This window comes from Jiangella alkaliphila (assembly GCF_900105925.1).
Lineage (GTDB): Bacteria > Actinomycetota > Actinomycetes > Jiangellales > Jiangellaceae > Jiangella > Jiangella alkaliphila.
This window is the reverse complement of record NZ_LT629791.1, coordinates 5,794,859-5,814,894: the sequence shown is the minus strand read 5'-3', so window position 1 is coordinate 5,814,894 and position 20,036 is coordinate 5,794,859. Positions and strand designations below refer to the sequence as shown.

The 20,036-nt window shown below is 70.4% G+C and carries 18 protein-coding genes; 6 read left to right on the top strand and 12 right to left on the bottom strand.

The features are described from left to right. Window positions 1-272 precede the first annotated feature (272 nt). Window positions 273-485: a hypothetical protein gene (locus BLV05_RS36125; protein ID WP_152691089.1), complete on the bottom strand. Its 213-nt coding sequence runs from the start codon at window positions 483-485 to the stop codon at window positions 273-275. A 360-nt stretch (window positions 486-845) separates the two neighbouring features. Between BLV05_RS36125 and BLV05_RS26720 the strand changes: the two genes are divergently transcribed. The 3 genes from BLV05_RS26720 to BLV05_RS26710 all read left to right on the top strand — a co-directional run bounded on the left by BLV05_RS26720 (window position 846) and on the right by BLV05_RS26710 (window position 3,223). Further along, window positions 846-1,217 carry a hypothetical protein gene (locus BLV05_RS26720; RefSeq protein ID WP_046772424.1) on the top strand — a complete coding sequence of 124 codons (372 nt, stop codon included), beginning with the start codon at window positions 846-848 and terminating at the stop codon, window positions 1,215-1,217. A 62-nt stretch (window positions 1,218-1,279) separates the two neighbouring features. After that, a complete protein-coding gene (locus tag BLV05_RS26715) occupies window positions 1,280-1,465 on the top strand; it encodes a hypothetical protein (RefSeq protein WP_160312833.1) in 186 nt (61 codons plus the stop codon). Window positions 1,466-1,651: 186 nt separating this feature from the next. Beyond that, on the top strand, window positions 1,652-3,223 hold the full coding sequence (locus tag BLV05_RS26710) for a polysaccharide deacetylase family protein (RefSeq protein WP_052763106.1): 1,572 nt from the start codon (window positions 1,652-1,654) through the stop codon (window positions 3,221-3,223). 58 nt (window positions 3,224-3,281) lie between these two features. Here the strand turns inward: BLV05_RS26710 and BLV05_RS26705 are convergent, their stop codons facing one another. After that, window positions 3,282-4,355 carry a phosphotransferase gene (locus tag BLV05_RS26705; protein ID WP_046772426.1) on the bottom strand — a complete coding sequence of 358 codons (1,074 nt, stop codon included), beginning with the start codon at window positions 4,353-4,355 and terminating at the stop codon, window positions 3,282-3,284. Between the two features lie 50 nt (window positions 4,356-4,405). Continuing rightward, window positions 4,406-7,546: a glycosyltransferase gene (locus tag BLV05_RS26700; RefSeq protein WP_172860701.1), complete on the bottom strand. Its 3,141-nt coding sequence runs from the start codon at window positions 7,544-7,546 to the stop codon at window positions 4,406-4,408. Window positions 7,547-7,860: 314 nt separating this feature from the next. On the opposite strand from BLV05_RS26700, the gene BLV05_RS26695 reads away from it, so the two are divergent. Beyond that, window positions 7,861-8,631: a hypothetical protein gene (locus BLV05_RS26695; protein WP_152691014.1), complete on the top strand. Its 771-nt coding sequence runs from the start codon at window positions 7,861-7,863 to the stop codon at window positions 8,629-8,631. A gap of 617 nt (window positions 8,632-9,248) precedes the next feature. On the opposite strand, the gene BLV05_RS36120 is transcribed toward BLV05_RS26695, so the two are convergent. From BLV05_RS36120 to BLV05_RS26665, 7 genes are all read right to left on the bottom strand, one after another. Beyond that, window positions 9,249-9,416 (bottom strand): hypothetical protein, encoded by a 168-nt coding sequence (locus tag BLV05_RS36120; protein ID WP_157524319.1) that lies wholly within the window; start codon window positions 9,414-9,416, stop codon window positions 9,249-9,251. A gap of 109 nt (window positions 9,417-9,525) precedes the next feature. Continuing rightward, window positions 9,526-9,876 (bottom strand): hypothetical protein, encoded by a 351-nt coding sequence (locus tag BLV05_RS26690; RefSeq protein WP_046771863.1) that lies wholly within the window; start codon window positions 9,874-9,876, stop codon window positions 9,526-9,528. Window positions 9,877-9,972: 96 nt separating this feature from the next. After that, window positions 9,973-10,644, bottom strand: a complete 672-nt coding sequence (locus tag BLV05_RS26685) for a hypothetical protein (RefSeq protein WP_052762994.1) — start codon at window positions 10,642-10,644, stop codon at window positions 9,973-9,975. Window positions 10,645-10,751: 107 nt separating this feature from the next. Continuing rightward, window positions 10,752-11,837, bottom strand: a complete 1,086-nt coding sequence (locus BLV05_RS26680) for a ParB N-terminal domain-containing protein (RefSeq protein ID WP_046771864.1) — start codon at window positions 11,835-11,837, stop codon at window positions 10,752-10,754. Further along, on the bottom strand, window positions 11,830-12,681 hold the full coding sequence (locus BLV05_RS26675) for a hypothetical protein (protein WP_046771865.1): 852 nt from the start codon (window positions 12,679-12,681) through the stop codon (window positions 11,830-11,832). The genes BLV05_RS26680 and BLV05_RS26675 overlap by 8 nt, the downstream gene beginning before the upstream one ends. Before the next feature lie 53 nt (window positions 12,682-12,734). Continuing rightward, entirely contained in the window at window positions 12,735-13,412 is a 678-nt protein-coding gene (locus BLV05_RS26670) for a DUF2637 domain-containing protein (protein WP_231948620.1), read from the bottom strand. Continuing rightward, complete coding sequence (locus tag BLV05_RS26665) at window positions 13,409-14,479, bottom strand: ArdC-like ssDNA-binding domain-containing protein (RefSeq protein ID WP_046771866.1); 1,071 nt, start codon at window positions 14,477-14,479, stop codon at window positions 13,409-13,411. The genes BLV05_RS26670 and BLV05_RS26665 overlap by 4 nt, the downstream gene beginning before the upstream one ends. Window positions 14,480-15,472: 993 nt before the next feature. On the opposite strand from BLV05_RS26665, the gene BLV05_RS26660 reads away from it, so the two are divergent. Beyond that, the gene (locus BLV05_RS26660; protein WP_160312812.1) at window positions 15,473-17,086 is read left to right on the top strand and encodes a ParB/RepB/Spo0J family partition protein; all 1,614 of its coding nucleotides are present in this window, start codon (window positions 15,473-15,475) and stop codon (window positions 17,084-17,086) included. A 97-nt stretch (window positions 17,087-17,183) separates the two neighbouring features. Next, the gene (locus tag BLV05_RS26655; protein WP_052762996.1) at window positions 17,184-18,122 is read left to right on the top strand and encodes a DNA processing protein DprA; all 939 of its coding nucleotides are present in this window, start codon (window positions 17,184-17,186) and stop codon (window positions 18,120-18,122) included. Window positions 18,123-18,190: 68 nt separating this feature from the next. Here BLV05_RS26655 and BLV05_RS37185 read toward each other — a convergent pair whose 3' ends face one another. Both BLV05_RS37185 and BLV05_RS26645 read right to left on the bottom strand, forming a co-directional pair. Beyond that, complete coding sequence (locus BLV05_RS37185; protein ID WP_197683335.1) at window positions 18,191-18,766, bottom strand: hypothetical protein; 576 nt, start codon at window positions 18,764-18,766, stop codon at window positions 18,191-18,193. Between the two features lie 807 nt (window positions 18,767-19,573). Continuing rightward, window positions 19,574-20,020, bottom strand: a complete 447-nt coding sequence (locus tag BLV05_RS26645; RefSeq protein WP_046771867.1) for a hypothetical protein — start codon at window positions 20,018-20,020, stop codon at window positions 19,574-19,576. Window positions 20,021-20,036: the final 16 nt, after the last annotated feature.

Below are 20,036 nucleotides of genomic sequence, written 5' to 3'. Positions count from 1 at the left end.
TGCAGGAGAGACTGCCGGGAATGCAGCCGGCGCACCCGAACGGGGCGAGAGTGGCCGACAAAGTCAGCGTGCTCCTCGGTATCGGCAACGTCAACAACACGGCCCGGCACATTCCATTGACACACCAACAGGATTTCGGGTCCAACCAGCGAGGATGAAATTGGGTCGCAGTCAGCATCTACTAACAGCAGGAGGCTAGAACGCCCGCTCCGTGTCAAGCCAACGGACGTGGAGCGGGCGCCCGGTAGATCGTAGTCAGCCTGGCGACGAAATCATGAACGTCGTTCACGCAGGCGCACAAGGTGCTGACCGGGTCCGTCAGCGTTCTGTGTGGCTTCGAGTTCCCACGTGACGTCGGCGGTGCCTTGCAGCTCAGCCAGGAGCAAATTGATCGAGCCGCCCTCCCGTCGCAACAGCGCGATGAGGAGTGCGGTCTGGATCTCAGGTATGATGACCAGCCACGGGCGTTCGTCTGGCTTCGTCATGGACTGTCACCCACGGATGCACCATAACCATGAAGCCATGATCGATTCTTCGGTTGCACACGCTCCGGTGCGTCCAGCAACTCGGCAACGCGGACGTCGTCGCCCAAGAGGGCCGCCGGACCCTGACTTCCGGCGGCACGTTCTGGCTCAACCTGGGCGAGATCTACGCCCGGCGCGCCGCCAAGGGGCGTCGCGCAAGAGCCTGTTGCTTGGGCCGGAACGAATCGCGCTCATGCTCGTGCGCGATGGCTGGCTGCTGCACTGCAAGGTCGCCAGGTTCCTGAGGCTCGGCGCAGGGGATGAGAGTTCTCTCATACGTGCCTCACCGCGCTATCGCTCGGTGAGCCGACCATGCTTTCCATGAAGTCGGCGGCAGCCCTCACCCTGTCCGCACTCGCTGTTCTGGTCGCGAGCGTCGTGCGTATCGTCGCGCTGCTGGCGGCACCGTCCGCCGGCGACGACTTCGGTGAGCCGATCGACGTCGGGTCGAACACCGGCTCCATGCCCGACGGCAGCCAGCCAACGCCCATCCCGACCACCAGCACCGCAATCCCGACGCCGACGCCGACACCGACGGTCCCGCCCGTGCCGTCCGGTGACGACGACGGCGCAGGCAGTGACGACGACGGGCAGCCCGTCGACCCGGCATCCCCGGTCCGGCCGGACCCCAGTGACGACGACGATGATGACGACGATGACGACGGTGACGGCGCCGATGACGATGACGGCTGAGCTGGGCTCATGACGACCCGGGTGGGGTGCGGGTTCGCGGCCGTGGCATGCCAATGGGCGACGTGGCGTCGTTCCTCGTCCAGCTCGAACGGGTCGGATCGCTGGTCGAGGACAGCCTCGCACGGAGGCTGCGCGAGCTCGCCGCGACCGGCATCGACCCGGTCTCCGAGCTGCACGCACCACTGTGGTCCGGTTCGTCCAGGTCGTGCTGCGGTGCAACGTGCCCGATCTCAGCGAAGGTCTGCTGACGCTGGTCGGGTGAGGTGGCATGGTGACCGGCCGTCGACGGCGACGTGCGGCTGCACGGCGACGTCTGGGCGCCAACGCTGATCGCATGAGGGTTCTCTCATGTCGGTGAACACGAGGTTAACTACGGGCTAATGTCAGCGGCCATGGTCCGGGCACGTGCACGGGGATGGCTGCGCCGTTGGCCTGTGACCGGCCGACTCACCGGTGGCCAGGTCGGTTCGGCTGACGTCGGTGGAGCGGGGCTGGAGGTGCGTCGGCTGCCGCAGGTGCCCGGAGGGCGGTGGCGGGCGCGACAACTGGTGGTCGCGCTGACGTTCGATGATGGCCCGCTCCCGGACCGGTCTCCTCGGCTGCTCGAGGTTCTGGCCGCGCACGAGGTGCCTGCGTCGTTCTTCATGGTGGGCCGCCGCGCTGACATGTACCCGGAATTCGCGCGCCGGGTGGTGCAGGCCAGGCACCTGGTGGGCAGCCACTCCTACACCCACGAGAACCTGGTGGGAATGGATCCACGCGACGTCCGGGCGCAGGTCGAGTGCGCGCTGGCATCGCTTCGGCACCACACCGGGCAGCCGGTGCGTTACTTCCGTCCACCGTTCACCTCGCGCGATGAGCACGTCCATGAGGCCGTTGCCGCCGCGGGTCAGGTATTCGTGCACTGGAGCGTGAGCGTCAACGACACCAAGCACGACGCTGCGACGATCGCCGAGTCGGTGGCGCGGCGCCTGCATCCGGGCGCGATCGTGCTGTTGCACGAACGGGACCGGACGATCGACGCGCTCCCTCGGATCATCGCCGATGCCCGCGCCCGTGGATATCGGTTCGTCACCCTCGACGGTAGGGCGGCAGCGGTAGCCGAACCGCCAGAGAGCAGGTCTGGCACGGCGCGGCGGATCGGCAGTGCGCTGGCACAGCACACGGCCGGCCTGGTGATCTCCGGCTACGCGAAGGCGACTCCTGTCGTCGTGACGGGATGTCGGGTGGATCCGGTGCTGGCCACCGCCGTGGCGTGGGCCGGTGCGCACGGCTTCGCGGTCGTCCCGGCCGACGGTGAACGGCTCGCCTCAGCGTTGCAGGCCCAGATCGCTCGCCTGGAACCGGCGGAGGTGGTGGTCGTGGGCGACGAACTGGCGGTCGGAGCGGCCGCGGTCGTCTGGCTCGGGAAGCACGCCCCGACCGTTCGGCGGATCGCACACACCAGCGCCCCCGCGACTGCCGCCGCTCTGGCGCGGGATGCCGGTTCGCGCCGGGAGGTTCTCGTGACGACGTCCACCTCGCCGACCACCTTGCTGCTTGCCGCCTGCACGGCCGGGCGCCGCGGCGTGCCGCTGTTCGTCGTACCGGCGGGGCAGGTGTCCGGGGAAACCGGCCGTGAGCTTCGCGCGATCGCGCCGGACCGGATCGTGCTCGTCGGTGGAGGCGGGGAGAATGTGCTGCACGAGCTGGCCTCGACCGGCGCGCACATCCAGCAGGTCACGGCTGACTCGCCGGCCACCATGTCCGCCGCGCTCGCGCGGGCCTTCCCTCCGTCCGGAGGCCTGTGGCTGGCGTCGGGCACCGCATCGCACCACTCGCCGATCACGGCGGCAGCGGCCTCCGCGGCCGAGGGTGCGGCGCTGATGTTCGTCGACCGGGCGTCGAGCGGCGGGCTGGCCGAGGTCGTCAGGGTCTTCGGCGGAGCTGGTGTCACTGTCGTGGGCGACGAGGCAGAGTTTCCTCACGCGCTGGTGGACGAGCTGCTCGGCGGCTCGACGGCGTGACCCTGGGTAGCCGGTGGTCTTGCGTTCGCCACGGATCAGGTCTGAGCCGCCCTTGATCTCAGGGCAGCAGCATCACCAGGAGCCGGAGCCGCGCGCGGTGTTCGGCCTCGTACCGGTGGAGCCGGCCGACGGCAGCCGCCGAGCGGCGGCCCGCCTCGGACCAGGACAGGAACTGTGCGATCCCCAAGGCCAGCTGCTCCTCCCAGGAGTAGCACCGGCGTCGACCGGCGAACCCTCGGGTGGTCGCTGACAGGGCGTCCAGGAGCCGTGCCGGATCCCCGCTGGTCAGGATCAGCTTGACCAGGTCGAAGGCGACCGGCCCGGTGCGTCCGTGCTCCCAGTCGACGAGGTGGTGCCGGCCGTCGGGGGAGCGGATGATGTTCGTGGCGACGAGGTCGCCGTGGGTGACGGCGACGGGCAGGCGCCGGTCTTGGTCGATCAGGCGCAGCACCCGGTCACGAAGCCGCGCGAGAGTCTCGGGAGTCCAGTCGCGGTTCGGCTCGGGGCCCAGCGCGGCATCGATGCGGTCGCGGAAGGCTGGATGGGTGGTCGCGGAGAGCCGCCGCAGGCCGGTCATGGTGGCCCGGTAGCCGTCGCACAGCGCCGTGCCCACGTCCGCCGCCGCGTTCAGCCGCTCGGCCGGCCCGGATGGGTGCCGGCCGTAGATCACGGTCTCGGCGAGGTAGTCGATGTCGTCGATGCGCCCGTCGGCGAGGACACGCGGTGACCGGTACCCGTCGATCCCGGCGATCTGGGCACGGACCAGGCGTTCACGCCGTCCGGGAGACGTGCGCTCGTCGAACCCCCGCCACACTTTTAGGCTCACCGGCTGGTCGTCGAGGGCCAGGTAGGAGCGGACCTTGATCGTCTGGCCGCGGGAGAACTTGCCCAGTCTGACCACCGCGCTGAGCAGCTCGAGTTCGACCTCGCCCTCGGCGTCGCCCGGGCGAGCCCGGGCGAGGACGTCAGCTAGCCGGTCGGTGTCCAGCTGCCCCGTATCGGTGCGCCACAGGGCTCGCTGCGCGTGCAGGTAACGGCTCGACGTGACCGGGATGTCTGCGGCGACCGTTCGTTCCACGCGGCGCACCGCAGCCGCCCCAGCGAGCAGCATCGCCTCGGGCACACCGTTCATCCCACTCGCCCTGCTAGGTCCGTAGGCGCTCGACGGGCCCGGCCAACGGCTCAGGCCGGGCCGGCGACGATCCGTTCGGCGTGCAGCTTGCGCACCGTCTCGACCAGCTCCTCGGCCCGGGCGTCGAACGAGTGCTCGCGCCGGACCAGTTCGGACAGCTTCTCGCGAGCCGCCGCGCGCTCGGGCGTCTCGGCCAGTTGCAGGTTCACGGCGGCGGCCAGCTCCTGCGGCGTCGAGTAGGTCAGGACGACGTCGCCGAAGACCTCCTCGACGCCGGGGACGACGTCGGTGACCACCCGCGCCCCGCAGGCGGCGAGGTCGAACAGCCGGTTGGACATCAGGCCCTCGGCCTTCATGTCGTCCCAGTGGTCGTTGAGGACGACGCCGGCGCCGGCGTAGACGGCGGGCAGATCCTCGTTCGGGATGTACTCGCCGAGCCAGGCGCCCTCGGGCAGCAGCCCGCGCCAGCGCACGCCGTAGACAGACGGCACGATGCCGGCCGACAGCGCCGCGCCGACCGAGGCCCGCATGCCGCGCGCGTTGCCGACGAACAGCACGTCGTGGCGGCGGCGCGGGTCGGCGGGGACGGGGTGGAAGCGGTACTGGTCGGTGGCCTGCAGCAGCGGCCGCACCGGCGCGCCGAGGTCGGTCGTCATCCGCCGGGCGAGGCTGGTCGACGCGGCGAAGACGGCGTCGTAGGAGGCCAGCTCGCGCCGGGTGACCCGCTCGGGGTGGCTGATCACCCAGGACAGGTTGATCTGTTGCGGGTTCACCGTGTAGACGCTGACGCCGCGCAGCACGAGGGCGACGTCGTCGAACCGGGAGGTGGGCCGGTACCACGCCCGCTTGGCGTCGATGACGGCCTCGTGGCCGAGCCGCTCGAGCGCCTCCTTGAGGCCGATGGCGTAGTGCCAGTCGCCCCAGTTGGTGCGCCGGGCGACGTCGGGCGCGCCGATCTTGATGGCCCAGCGCAGCGGCCGGTCCGGCCGGTCCTGCACGACGATCGGGTCGAACCCCCAGTGCGTCGTGGCCCCGCCGTCGTAGCCGACGATGGCGTAGCCGCGCTCGCCCCACACGGTGACGTCGTCCTGGGCGACGGTGTCCTTCCAGCGGCCGGTGAACAGCTCCTGGTTGTCCGTCGCCGTGGTGACGGCCGACGCCGTGGTGCGCCGCTCCGGGATCTCGGTGAGAGCGACCTGGCTGTCAGGCACGTACCGCAGCGGGCGGCCGGTCTCGCGGGCCAGCCGGAGGCTGAGGTCGGGGTTGTCGGGGTCGTTGACGAACAGCGGCTCGAAGCCGCGGACGGCGGCGAAGTCGGCGGCCCGGACGGCGAGCGCGACCGGCGTCAGCCCGGCCGGCGACGACGGCGCGACCACCTCGGGTGCGTCGCCGGGGAACCGCTGGTAGAGGTTGTGCGGGTGGGCGCCACGGGCGAACGCCACGCCGGCCGACCACACCGTGCCGTCGCGCAGCAGCACCAGCGGCTGGGCCGCCGCGGCGCCGTCGGACAGCGCGGTGGTCAGCGGCCCCAGCCAGCCGGGGTCGACCCAGCCGCCCGGGGTCAGGAAGACGACGGTCTCGCTGGTGGACTGCGCGGCGCCGATGGTCCGCGACAGCTCGGTCGAAAGCCGCTGGGTCTGCCGCAGCACCCGCACGTTCGGGAACCGGATGGGCAGGAACTGCAGCCGCATGGCCTCGGCCTCGGACGCCTTCGCGTCGACGACGACCACCTCGAGGTCATCGCCACCGCCGGCGCCGTCAACGCCGTCGTCGAGCAGCCGCTCGACGGTGGCCGTGACGGCCTGGGCGTCGTCGCCGGCGTGGATGACGACGGAGACGGTCCCCGGCCGGCGGCCGGCCAGCCCGGCGTCGACGGCGGCCCAGTCGACCAGGTGCTTGGCCCGGATGACGAAGCGGTAGCCGAACAGCTCGTTGATGGTGATGCGGTCGCTGCGCTCTTCCCACGCGTCGTAGACGGTGGCGATGAACGGCGCCAGCTCGAAGTCGGTGACCGCGGACATCCGGATGAACAGGTCCCAGTCGACGTTGCGGCGCAGGTCCTCGTCGAACGCGCCGACCTCGTCGAGCAGCGACCGCTCGTGCAGGACGACGATGCAGTCGATGAAGTTGCGTTCCACCAGCGCGGCGCGGTTGTACGGCAGCGACCGGTAGCCGCGGCGGCCGTTCTTCTTCTCCTCGACCAGCTCGGAGACGGCGTAGCCGAACCGCAGCGACCGGGTGCGCACGAACGCGACCATGACCTCGAGGAAATCGGGCGTCCAGACGTTGTCGCTGTCGAGGTAGGCGACGTAGTCGCCGCGGGCCTGCGCCAGGCCGGCGTTGCGGGCCGCAGAGACGCCGCCGGCCCGTTCGCGGCGGACCAGCTCGATGCGCTCGTCGGCCAGCAGCGGCTCGATCGCCTCGGCGGTGCCGTCGGTGCTGCCGTCGTCGACGACGATCAGCTGCCAGTTCCGGTACGTCTGCGCGACGACGGAGTCGATGGCGGCGAGCACGCCCTCGCGCCGGTCCTTCGTCGGGATGACGACGGTGATCAGCGGCGGCGCCTCGCCACGCCCGGCGTACTCGGCGATGACGCGGCGCTTGAACGCCTCGGCGGCGTCGTGGTCGAAGGTGTCGGCGGTGCGCGGCAGGTGCTCCCAGCCGCGAGTCTCCTGCATGAGCCGGCGGGTGCGGCGGGCGAAGTCGGCCAGCGGCGCGCCCTGAACGTCGTCGAAGTTCGTGGTGTAGGCCTCGACGTCGAAGGCGGCGCTGGGCTGCGCGCCGGACTTCCAGCCGGTCTCGAGGTAGTGCCCGAGCGGGCCGCCGCGGTGTTTGGCCGCCTCGGGGTGCCGCTCGGTGTAGAACAAGGGGTCGAACAGCGGGTGCGGCGACAGCCCGCGGGCGATGCCGCGGTTGACGTAGTGGATGAACGGCGAGACGTCGAGCTTCTTCGGGCTGTCGGGGTGGTCGCGGTACCACTCGCTGACGAAGCACGGGTTCGGCGAGACGTCGGTGGCCGAGCCGACCGTGACGTAGTGGTCGATCGGGTCGACGCCGGACGGGATCGGCTCGTCCAACTGCTCGCGGTACCAGGCGGCGTCGAACAGCCCACTGGCACGGATGGCCGACGCGATGCGGCGGCGCCGCGCCACGTCGTCGAGGTACGCCTGCGGCAGTACCTTCTTGACCAACCGACGGACCCTGCCAACAGGCAGTTTCATACGATGAACTCCTCGGGAACGATCACGACACCCGCGATGAAGTTCGGTCGCCTGAACACCGGTCGCAGGAATGCCGGACACGGCGCGACACCGACACGCCATTGTCCTGCCGAGCGGAGGCTGCGGATCGGGCTCGTGGCAGTCGCATTGCTCGAAACATACAGGCCAGGCTAGGGCGAACAGTCCCCCACAGGACGCGGCATTAGAGGATTCTCACCCACATCGGTGCGACGTGCACACCTATCGGCCTTGGTCAGGTTGCCCGCACTGTTAACCTCCCGTTCATGTCAGGCCCTGTCCGCCGACGCCGAACCATCGTCGCAGCAAATCCAGTCCTGTACACGATCGGGAAGGTCCTCGTACTCGGCTGTGCGGTCGTCATGGTGTTACACGTCGTGGCGGTCATCGGGCGGGCACTGATCCGCCCTGACAGCGGCCCGCTCCTGGAGGTCCTGGCCCTGCTCAACGCCGGTCAGGAGCGATCTCTAGCAGCCTGGTGGACCGCTGCCCTGCTGATTGGAGCAGCCCTCGCCGCCGCTGTTGTCGCCAAGCTCTCGACTCAGACGCAGACCTCAGGCCGTTCACGTGAGGCGCTGTCCTGGACCGTCCTCACAGTCGTATTCGCAATGCTGTCCCTAGACGAGGTCGTCTCCCTGCACGAGCGTGGCGCCAGCTGGACCGCCGCGGCCATCGACGCCGGCTCGCCACTGGCCCTGCTGGGCTGGATCATCCCGGCGACTGCTGTCCTCGTCCTCTCTCTCGTGGTCCTGGTCCCCGTCTTCCGAGCCCTTCCACGACGACCGCGCACATACATCATCGCCGGCCTTGGGACGTCGATCACTGCGGCGTTGGGGTTGGAGTTCGTGAACGTTTTGCTCGTCAATGCCGGAACGGAGCTCCGCTGGAGGCACATCGTGATGGCCGCCGAGGAAGCAATCGAGATGCTCGGTGTCTTGATCATCCTTGCTGGCACCTCGATGGCGCTCAGAATCACATACGTGGACGGCACTTTGACGCTGAAGTACCTCGGGAGAGAGGCCGGGGGAGAATCGTGAAAGGTCGCCACCGGCCCGAAATCTCTCGGCCGGGTCGGCACGTGGGCTGCACCGGCTAGTCGGCTAGTGCAAACGGCCGACGCTCACGCATCCTTGGCCACGAAGATCCAAGCACATGGGGAGGGCTCCCAACGTACGCCTCGCTATGGCAGGCACAGACGTACGGAGGGCCCACTTCGCAAGCAACGTCAGGAGACGTCGTATGCGCGCACACAGAACCCGGGAGGCCCCGCATGCGTTGCCGAGCATCGCATAGTTTCGCCGCAGGACATAGAGCCGGTGTGCCGTGATGACGGCACTCCAGTTGGTCATCGGCGCCCCGGCGACGCTGTACCTGATCATCTTGGTGACGTTCGCCCTGATTCACCTGTACTCCCGCGATCCCGGGGGGCGCTCAAGGTGCTCAAGGTGCTGACGTTCCGGAACCACGAGGACGACGATGATGACCGCGGTGATCGCGACAGCCGGCCGCGCATCGGCCGATAGCCCAGCTACCGCACCGTCGCCATTTACGCGCCGTGTCTCTGAGCTCGAGCTGGGAGGCGCGGCGTCTGTTCGCGTGTGGGGCGGTGACCTGACTAGCCCTTGGCCTGGGTAGCGCGTCTCACCTGCCTGAATCACGGCCGACTCAAAATCAAGGGCGCCCTGATCTGTTCGTGCCCGTTATCGCATTGCTGGCCGGCGATCGCGGTGACGGTCACGACGCAGCCGTAGAGCACCTGTACCGCCAGGGCGGCGCCGGTGCAGCGGAAGCACAGCCGCTGCGGGCGCGACGACATCTCCATCTGGCCCGGCGGAGGTCGGCGGTGGCGATCATGTCGGTGTCGTACTCGTGGCACCCATCGCAGTCGTTGCGCTGGTGCGGGTACGCCAGCCGGATCGGGTCGCTGCCGGTCATGGCCGCCGGTCTGGGGTGGTGGCCGCGGACGCAAGCGCCCTGGCGATGGTGCGCACCAGGTTCCCGGCCTCCTCGGTCACGTCGTGGGCCTTGCTCCACACCATGCGCGCACCGTAGGTGTAGAGCGGGTTGCCGTGGCCGTCATGCTCGATCTTGCCGCTGAGCGGTGCCAGCGAGATGTCGCGGAGCGCTTCCAGGACCTCGCCGGCGACGATGAGCCGATCCGGGCCGACGGCTTCCAGCAGCTCCCGGCCGATGAAGGCCAGCGCCTCGCCCTCGTCCTGGCGTAGCTGCGCGGCCTTCTCCTCGATCGTCATGCTGGCGTTGGTGACGTGGTCGGCGCTCATGGCGTGTCCTCCGGGGCGGGGTTGGCGGCAGAGAGCGGTCTGACCACCGCGCCGAGCTCGCGCGCGATCTGTGCCGGTAGCGCGGAGCCGTGACGGTCAAAGCGGGTTGTTGAGTTCGGACAGGCGCAGCAGGTAGCAGCGTTCGTCGACGCGTGGTGGGCAGGCCAGGACGACGGTGAAGGTGATCTTCTCGCGGGTGGTGTCTTGGACGTTGTCCCGGATGCTGTCGCGGTGACGGAACGCGCGGATGGTGATGGCTGTGGTGCCGTCGGGGATCTGGCCGTGCGCGTCGTCGACGATGCGGTTCCAGCCGGCGGCTACCTGGACGCCGTAGATTTCGATGCGCTGCTGGGTCTGGTGGGCCTGCAGCTGCTGCCACGTGTTGTCGGTGGGTAGGTAGGCGGCGACGTCGGTGGCCAGTTCGTCGGTTTCGTCGGTGTCGGGTGCGGTTTCGGCCAGGACCACGGAGGTGTAGTCGCTGGGATACAGGCCGGTGGTGGTGTCCCAGGTGAACAGTGCCTCGGCGATGGCGCGGGCGTAGGGGATGGCGTCGTTGGTCGCCGGAATCGACCCTGGCCCGGTGTCGGGTTCGCCTGGTGTGGACGAGCTGGGCGACGGCGGGAGGGGTGCCACGGGTTGCCCTGACCGGGCAGGGTCCGGGCCGTCGCCGAGCTGGTTGAGCCCTAGGAGCAGCACGGTCACGAGCGCGACCGTGGCGAGGACGGTAGCGAGGCGTCGGGTGGTTGCGGTACGGGCGATGTTCGGCACGGCGGGGTCTCCTCGACAGGTGGGGATCGTGGCCATCCGGAGGTGCGCACGACCTCCCAGTGCGGGCGTGCCGGGCCGACGCCGGCGGATGGTGCGGCGGGCTGCGCTCAGCTGTGACGGCGCTCGTGCCTGGCGGTGCGTGCGGTGTCGGCGAAGTTGATGGTGGCGGTGAGAGTGTGTTCGAAGCGTTCCCATTGGTCGTTGGTGAGAGTGGTGCCGATTTCGGTGGGGTCGTAGTGGGTCCACCAGTCGTCGAGGTCGTTCCAGGTCAGCAGGAAGGCCCGCAGCCCATAGCGGACCGGTGCCGACGACGCGTCGGGTTCGGTTGCGGGTCGTCTCGGCCGGCGGGCGCCGGCCGGTTGGCGCCGGACGCGGTGAAGGGCGTCTTCGGCCAGGCGGCGTAGTTCGTCGGCGCGCTGGTCGTCGGCGTGGTCGCGCAGGTGGGTGGCCTCGCGGGCGGCGTCCTGGCGCACGCCGGCCGGCTGGGTGGGGTCGGTGGCGAGCTGGTCGAGGCCGGTGAGTGCGGTGAGGGAGCGGATGCGCTGGTAGGCGGGGTTGACCGGGCTCCCGTCCTCGATCTGTTTCAGCTCGGCGCGGGCTGCGTCGCGGACAACCGGGTCGGCGTCGGGGTCGTCGGCGACCTCTCGCAGGGTGTTGATCTGTTCGAGCTTGGTGTAGGAGCGGTGCCCGGTGACCATGCGCGCTGCCTGGGCACGACTGTCCCCGGCCGCGGCTCCGGCTCCGGTGCTGGTGTGCGGTGCCGCCGATTCGGCGGCACCGTGTGAGCTGCCCTGTTGTCCGCTGGTGGTGAACTGGGTGGCTGCTTGGCGGCGGGCGGCGTCTTCGGCGACGAGCTGTTTGAGTTCGCGGTAGAGGGAGGCTGCTTCGATGGGGGAGAGCGGTTTGTGGTGGGTGTTCTCGTCTTGTTCGGCGATCAGCTGGGTGAGTTGGTCGGAGATGCCGCTTCGCACCCAGACCGGGGTGGTGCGCCAGCCGAGCTGTTGCATGGCGGCGAGGCGGCGCCGCCCACATACGAGCACGCTGTCCGGGGTGATGGTGGGTGGCTGGACCAGCCCGATCCGTTCGATGGACGCGGCGAGGGCGTCGATGTCTCCGAGGTCGGTGCGGTGGCGGAGCCCGATCCGGATGGAGTCGATGGCCCGGTCCAGTTCGATGTGCCCGCCGCTACCCACCGGCGCCTCCTCGGGTACGTCCGGGCGCGTTCAGGCTGACGGTCAGGACGAGGTCGTCGTCGTTGAGCAGTTCGGTGAGGGTCTGCCCGATGAGCAGCCGCACGAGGATGCCGCGGCCGGCTGCGGTGAGGGCGTGGTGGGGTTGCGGGGTGCCGAGCACGACCCGCAGCATCGCCGTCCAGGTGTCTTGTTCGATGTCGAGCAGCGCGCGGGCCTGCCGGTCGCGGCGCAGCGCCTCGTAGGCGGCGACGCGGGAGCCGGCGTCGGCCAGCCGGGAGCAGATGTAGTCCACCCCGGTGCGGGCGACGGGTGCGGGCCAGCCGAGCAGGGTGAACAGCGCGACGGCGTCATCGACGGCGGCGGCGACCTGCGATGCCGTGCCCGTCTCCGGGTCGTCGTCGTGTCGGTCGTGGGGGTGGATCTGGAACGCGGGGTGCCAGTCCAGCAGCGAGGTGTCGCGGTCGGACAGCCGCATGGCGCGCCGGTACCCGGCGTAGCGGCGGCGCCTGGCCTGGTGCGGCGAGACCAGCATGCCGGTCGCCTTCTCCTCGGCGCCGAGGGTGATCTGCACGGCGCGGGTGATGACCGCCCAAGGGTCGTCGGCGTGGCGGGCGGCGCGGGTGCGCATCGCCTCGAACGCGGCCGCGGCGGCGTCCCAGGGGCCGAGGTTGTGTTTGCGGGCCAGCGCGGCGTAGCGCTGCGCGACGTGTTCCATCAGGGCGTCGGCGTCGCGGTCGTGCCGCCACGCGCCGGGCCCGGCGGCGTGCAGCCGCCGCAGCAGCGTGCGCAGCTGTTCGGAGTCGTCGAACCGGCTGTGCGGGTGGCTGGCGTGGTTGCCGGTCATTCCGGTGGCACCTCCTGACCGTGAGGTGCGCACGTGCTCCCACGACGCGTGGGTCATCGCGGTCCCTGCCCGTCGACGGGGCCGGTGATCGCCGGTGTGCCGTTGCTGGTGTGGTGGGCCGGCTCGAGCGGCTGCAGGGGGCCGGTCTGGGTGAGCCACCGGCCCACGGTGGACGGGTGCACCCCGAGCTGGCCGGCGATGTGCTTGTTCGACCAGCCCTGCCGGTGCAGGCGGGCCGCGGCGTCGCGGCCGGGATGCCGCACCGCCTCGGCGGCGCCGCTGGTGCTGGTGTGGTGGGCGCCGTCCGGGACGGGGCGGGCGAGCACCACGGTCAGGTGGGTGACCGCGACGAGCACCAGCGGCGGCACCGCGGCGACGGGTGCGGCGAGCGCGACCGGCACGTCGACGTCGTCGGTGAGCCCGGCGTGCAGCGCGTTCGCGAGCACCGACACCGCGGCACCTGCGAGCAGCAGCATCCACGGGTACCAGGCGGGCTGGCCGCGCCGCGACATCGCGACCACGGCCACGGTCGTCACCACGATGATCCCGTCCACGATCAGCGGCCACGCCCACGCCTGTCCCGGGTCGATGCCCGAGCGGCGGGCCAGGTCGGTCAGCGCGGTGAACGACAGCCAGAACGCGCCGGCCCCGATCACGACCGTCCCGGTGACCGCGGTGCGCAGCGCCACCCGCGCGCCACCCTCGAGCCCGCCCTGCCAGGGCGCGCTCACAGGACCGGTCCCGTCGCCGGTAGGCGATCCCGGCCGACCGGTAGTTCAGGGGCCGCGGCCGCGACCCGCGTCGGCGTGGCCGGTACGGTGGTGGGCTTGTGCCGCAGGCCCGGCGGGTCGCCGTCGCTGACCTGCTGGGTCGGCAACGCGTCCAGGATCGCCACCGCGGTGCGCCGGACCCGCTCACCGGTGGCCTTCACGACCTCGCCCGGTTCGGTGCCCGGGACGCGGGTGGCCCAGATCGACACGTACGGCACGGTGTAGTCGCTGGTGTCCAGGTCGTGCGCGGCGGCGACCATCAGCGCCACCGATTCGGCCTCCACCTCGCTGATCCCTCGATGCGCGGCGGCGTCGGAGTGGTCCGGGCCGTGCAGCAGCACGTGGCCTAGCTCGTGCGCCAGGGTCTTCACCCGGGCCGCGGGGTCCATGTCGTCGCGGACCAACACGGTGCGGGCCAGGTAGTCGGTCATGCCGTTGGCGCCGCCGAGCTCCACCGCCGACCGGGCCGGCTGCACGGTGTAGCCGTGGTCCTCGACCAGCCCGGCCAGGCCGTCCCAGAGCCCGGGCGGGGCCTCGCCGGCGAGCAGCTGCGGCGCTGGACGTGGTGGGATCGCCGCCCCGGTCGTCAGCGACACGTCCCACACGTAGGCCGGCTTCATCCGCGCCGCGCGGCGCCGCACTACCTCACCCGGCTCCGGTTTCTCCCCAGGGGCCAGGCGCCGCCACGAGCTGGCGTCGTCCGGGGTGCGGCTGGCCATCCGCACCTTGAGCGGGGCGTAGATCTTGTACCCGGGCTCGCCGTGACGGACGTTCCGGCCCAGCGAGGCCCACTGCCGGTACCCGGCGACGTAGCTCGGCACCGGTTCGGGCGCCCTGCCCTGCTCGAACGCGGACAGGTGCTGCGACCAGATCAACAGCGTGTTGTTGAACGACCGGCTCCGGAACCGCGCCGCGAACGCCATCGCGCGGCGCCAGTCCGCGCTGGACACCAGCGCATCCACCGCCCCGGTCAGCTGCTCCTGCATCTGCGCGAGCCGCTCCGTCCGCTCCTGCTCTCTCGTGCTCATCTGATCCACCCCTCCTGCCCCGGCCCGCACCCCCTTCGGCGCGCGTCCGCGCACCTTTCGGTGCCGGTCACCGAGAGGTGCGCCACCGATTTCAGGGCAGGCTCCGCCCCAGGAATGTCGTCATGTGGTTTCGGGCAGCACACATCCACGCCATGCGCGGCTGCGCCGAATGAAAATACGTAAAGTCGTGGTCCCCAGGTCACCGCATGCGTCGGCATCCTTGCCATGCGCCGCCGATGTTCACCGGGCCAAGTGCAACGTCCTAGCCGTCACGGCCTACGTCAATGCACAACCTCTCCGCCAATGAGCAAAGCCTTTCAGGCTATGCCAGTCACAGGCGATGGTCAACATCATTCCCGACGCAACCACCACGACGCTGGTCCCGCCGGCCGCGACACCCCGAACAGCTCTGGGAGCCCGGACCGCGTCGCAGGCGTCGCCGGCGCTGCCGGAGCAACAGCAGATCGAGGCCGCCACCCCGGCAGCGACCTGCACGAAACACCGGCAGGGAACGGCGGGGACCGGCCCGCGGGCGCCCGCACATCCCGGGCGCCGACGGCGGCGCGCCCCGGCCGCCGGTGATCCTCGCCGGCGCCGGACCACCGGCGCCGGTCGCAGGCCGCGATCCACCCGGTGCGGCATCCTCCTGACGCCCGGGCCCCTGGGGCTCGCGGGTGACCGGCAGGCCCGGGCGATGCGACGCCTGCCGCCTGAGGGCGGGGAGAGTCTCGTGTCGCTGCATGCCGCGGTGATTTGCCTTTCGGCAGCTCGATTTTACGGGCCCGGCCGGTGATGGCAAGGAACGCCAAAAGTTCCCGCCCCGGGCTGTCTATTGCCCCGGTGCCGGGGGCAGGAACTGTTGTCTCTTACGTCCTTGCCATCACCGTCCGGGCCCGCTCAATCGGCAATTGCCGAAAGGCAAATCGGGGATCTGAACAGGACTCACACCCGGTGAGACCCGGATCCCCCGGAATCCCGAGAAGGGGACAGCCGATGACCACCCAGACGATGAGCGCCGAGGCCGCCGCGACACCGGAAATGCACGCCGCCGGGCTCGACCAGGTCGTGCACCTCGACCCGCACACCCTGGTCCTGGAAGACAACATCCGCACCAAGGTGAAGATGCCGCGCTGGTTCCTCGCCTCCGTCCGGCAGAACGGCGTGATCACGCCACTGATCGCCCACCCAGGACCCGGCGGCACCGTCGTGGTCCGCGATGGCCAGATGCGCACCCTCGCCGCCCGCGAGGTCGGCTGCCCCACCGTCCCGGTGTGGATCGTCGACCGCGACGACGAACGACGCCTGCGGATCATCGAGCAATACATCACTGGTGTGCATCGCCTCGCCCTCAGCGAGCGCGACAAGGCCGACGCCTGGCGTCAGCTCTCCCTTGACGGGATGAGCGTGACCGCGATCTCCCGCCAAACAGGCGCGAAGCGTGAAGACATCCGGACCGGTATCGCCGTCGCGGACCACGAGACGGCGGCAGCCGCCGTCGCCGACTACGACCTGACGCTGGACCAGGCCGCCGTCCTGATCGAGCTGGACGACGACCCCGACGCCGTCGCGAAACTACGTGAGGTCGCCAAGACCCAGCCCGAGGACTTCGACCACGCCGCCCAGCGCGCCCGCAACGCCAAGACCCGCCGCGACGAGCTGGACCAGGCGAGGGCCGACCTGGAAGCCAAGGGCTACACGATCATCGACCGGCCCACCCACGACGACGACACCACCGTCGCGCTGGACCAGCTTCAGACCGCGAACGGGCAACACCTCACCGAGAAGAACTACGCCGGGAAGCCCGGCCACGCCGTCGCCGTCACCAACCGCTACGGCTACCTCGACATCGCACACTTCGTGGTCGACTGGCGCACTCACGGCCTGCGCAAGATCGGCTCCACCGGCACCGTCGTCGGGGGCAAGCTCACTGAGGCAGAGAAGGCACAACGCCGCCAGGTCATCGCGAACAATCAGGCATGGGACGCCGCCGAGACCGTGCGGCGGGAATGGCTGACCAAGCTGCTCGCCCGCAAGCGCCTGCCCGCCGACGCCGCAGCCATCGCCGCCATGATCCTCACCACCCACACCGGGCGCGTCGCGCGGGCCGCCACCGACGACCACCAGATGGCGGCCACCCTGCTCGGGCAGGAGACCCGTCTGGGTGAGCGCCCGCTGACCGACCTCGTCAGCAAGACGCCCTCCAAGGCCGGGCACGTCATCCTGGCCATCGCGCTCGGCGCGATGGAAGACGCCACAAGCCGCTACACCTGGCGCAACCCCACCCCGGCCGACCGGGACTACCTCAACCAGCTCACCGCCTGGGGCTACACCCTCTCCGACGTCGAGCAGATCGTCACCGCCGACCCCGAACAGGGCAGCCAGGACCCCACCGAACCGTCCAGCGACGACCACGAGCCGCAGCCCGACGACCCGGCCGCCGACGCCGATGCCGAAGACCCCGAGTACGAGGACACCGACGCCGACGGCCGCGAGTCCGCTGACGCCGGGGAAGCCCGCCACGAGGACGAGGACCCGGACGAGGGACAGGACGAGGGAGAAGACCCCGGCGACGACGGCGACCTCGAAGGCGATGGCGGGGACGCCTGAGCGCTGAGCACCGTCCGATGGCCGGGGCCGTCCGCAGCCCCCGGGGCGCGGCACCCCGGCCAACCCGTGAACCTCACCTCACTGAACGGAGATCACTATGACTAGCCTGACCCACGACGCCAGCCTCATCCTGCGCATCGTGTCCGACGGTGACCGCGAACGCCTGGCCCGAATCGCTCTGGCCATGATCCCCGCGAACGCCGACGAGCCCATGCCCAGCCCGGAGGGCGGGGAGGCTGAGTCCCGGCTGCGCGTCCTGCTGACCCACGACCCGCACTGCCTGGACGCAGGACGCTTCCGAGCCGTTCTAAACGCCACCGCCGAGCAGGGTCTCGACGTGCTCATCCCCGGCGACGACGGTTGGCCGATCAGTTCAGTCGACACGCGCGGCGAGCTCTGGCCGCCGGGACTGTCCGACCTCCGCGCGAACCAACCCGTCGCCTTGTGGGCGCGAGGCGACATCACGCTGCTCACCCGGCCGATGGCCATCCGGGTCGTTCTGACCGGCTCCCGGGCGGCCAGCCACTACGGGGAGCGCGTCGCCAGCGACATCACCCACGACCTTGCAAAGAGCGGCTACATCCTCACCACGGGCGGCCAGTTCGGCATCGACGCCGCAGCACATAGGGCAGCCGCAAGCCTGGACGCGCCGAGTATCGCAGTCCTGCCCGCCGGTCTCGACCGGTTACACCCCACCGCCCACGGCCAGCTCTTCGACAGCGTCATCGACACTGGCGGGCTGCTGCTCACCGAAGCCGCACCGGGCACGCCAGCAACACGAGCAGCGATCCTGCGGCGCGGTCGCATCATGGCCGCGCTGGCGCGCACGACCGTCATCGTCGAAGCCGCCGAACGTTCAGCAACCCTGCCGATCGCGCAGCAGGCCATCGCCCTATGGCGGGTCGTCGGCGCGGTCCCCGGGCCGGTCACCAGCGCTACCAGCGCCGGATGCCACCAGCTCCTCAAGGACGGCGACACCCACCTGATCACAAACGCCAACGACATCATCGACCTCATCGACCGCCCGAAGTCCTGACCCAGAACGGCGGCGGGCCGGCCCCCTCGAACCAGGGAGCCGGCCCGCCGGCGCGTTCTGTGGCCGATCTACTCACCACCCAAGGCTGCCGGCGCACCCGAGCGGCACCCGTACGGCGAGCAGCCGTCCGGGTCGCCGTCCTCCACCATGTCCCAGATCTCGCCCTGCCGGTCCGCCCACTCCGAGCGGCTGACGCGATCGATCGGTGCCCGATCCAGCGGCACGCGCGAGGCGTGTAAGAACGCCTCACCCCGCAGCGGACGCCCACGCGCGCCGCCCCAACGGATCGCCGCATCGAAGGCCACCGCCTGCCGCCACTCGTCCGGCCGCTCATCACGCATCCGCCGCCACGTCCGGTTGCCGTGGAATGGGCACCCAACGCAGGCACTGCGCGGCGTCGACCCCCAGCCGCGCGCCCGCAACCACCGCTGACAGGCACGCCGATCCATGCCCAGCTCAATCAGCGGATACCGCGCTCGCGCATAGCGCACACCCAGGTCGCGCATCCGGTGGACCTCGTCGGCGGAGAACCCGACCCACTGCTCCACCCACACCGCCGACGGCACCCGCGCCGGATGCGGATACCCCAGCAGCTCCCGGATGCGCCGCCGGATCGGCTTCACCTTGTACTCGCTCGTGCACATGCGCCGCGCCATCCCGCGCCGTTCGGCAACCGTCGCAAGGCGCCTGCTCGCGCCCGTCGCTACACTTCCGGTGCCGCCGCACCGTCGGCACCCTCGAGCAGGCTCCACCCCCGTCGACGACACCTCCCGCGAACCACGCGCACGCACACCGCCGAGCCGGACCGGGGTAAGAGACCATCCCGGGCGAGGCCAACGTGAAGTACGGCAGTGACGCGAACCGCCGCTCCGGGTCCAGCGCGTCGCGACGGATGTCGCCGCCCGACACCCGATGCACCCCGATCCCGGAGGACCGGAGCACATCCTCCAGACGTTCGAGGTGTCCATAGACCGCCGTCGGTTCCCACCCCGTGTCGGCGAAAATCGCCGCGTCCGGCGCGGGCAGCTCGCCCGCCACCGCCATCAACGCGATCGTGGTCGACTGCACCCCCCGCCCCCAGCGACAGCACCCGCCACGCCGGACCGCCATCGAAACCATCCATCCCTGACCACCGCCTGGAACCCGGCACCCCGAACAGGCACCACTCACCCAGACAGGTGAACCGGCTCCGACTCAGCCACCAGCCGGATCGTGAACGTCCCCATCAACCGGCCCCACGCCTCTTGCAGATCGAGGTGGGACAGCGGGCACACAGCCCAAGCGGCACGAGGCGTGCGCACCGGAGGCGCAGCGTTGGAGCGAACCTGCGGGCATGTTGGGCGGGTCAATCATGGGGCTCGTGGACGCTGCGGGTTGGCGGAGACGAGCCGCGGTCCGCGGGTGCTGTTGAGTTGAGCTGGGCACACTGGATTCAGTCGGGTCGGCCGGCGTCAGCTCCTCGGCGACAGCCGGATGAGCCAGCGTTCGAGTCCGGTCTCACCGTAGGAGTGTGATTGCCGGGCGCGTGCGCGCCCCAGTACCCATGCCTGCACGGTGTAGTGGATCGGCTGGATCGGGATTCGGGGCAGTCCGGGGATGGGCACGCTGATGTCGTTGGTGACCGCGAGTGACTGGAGTTCGAACCGGGTCGCGTCCAGTTCGTTGGAGCCGTACTCGGCCTCGTCCCAGCCACTTGCCGGCTCGGGTGTGGAGTCCCAGATTTCGATGCGGACATCGGCGGTGTGGTCGGAGGCGCCGCTGCGGAAGAGACACAGGCCGGCGCCGCACTCGACCACCGCGGTCATCGAGAGGTTCAGGACATCGACGTCACCGTCGCCCATCAGGCCGAAGCTGGAGTAGGTCGTCATCACCTGGTGCTCAACGGCGATGACAAGCACTGTTGATCACTCCTGG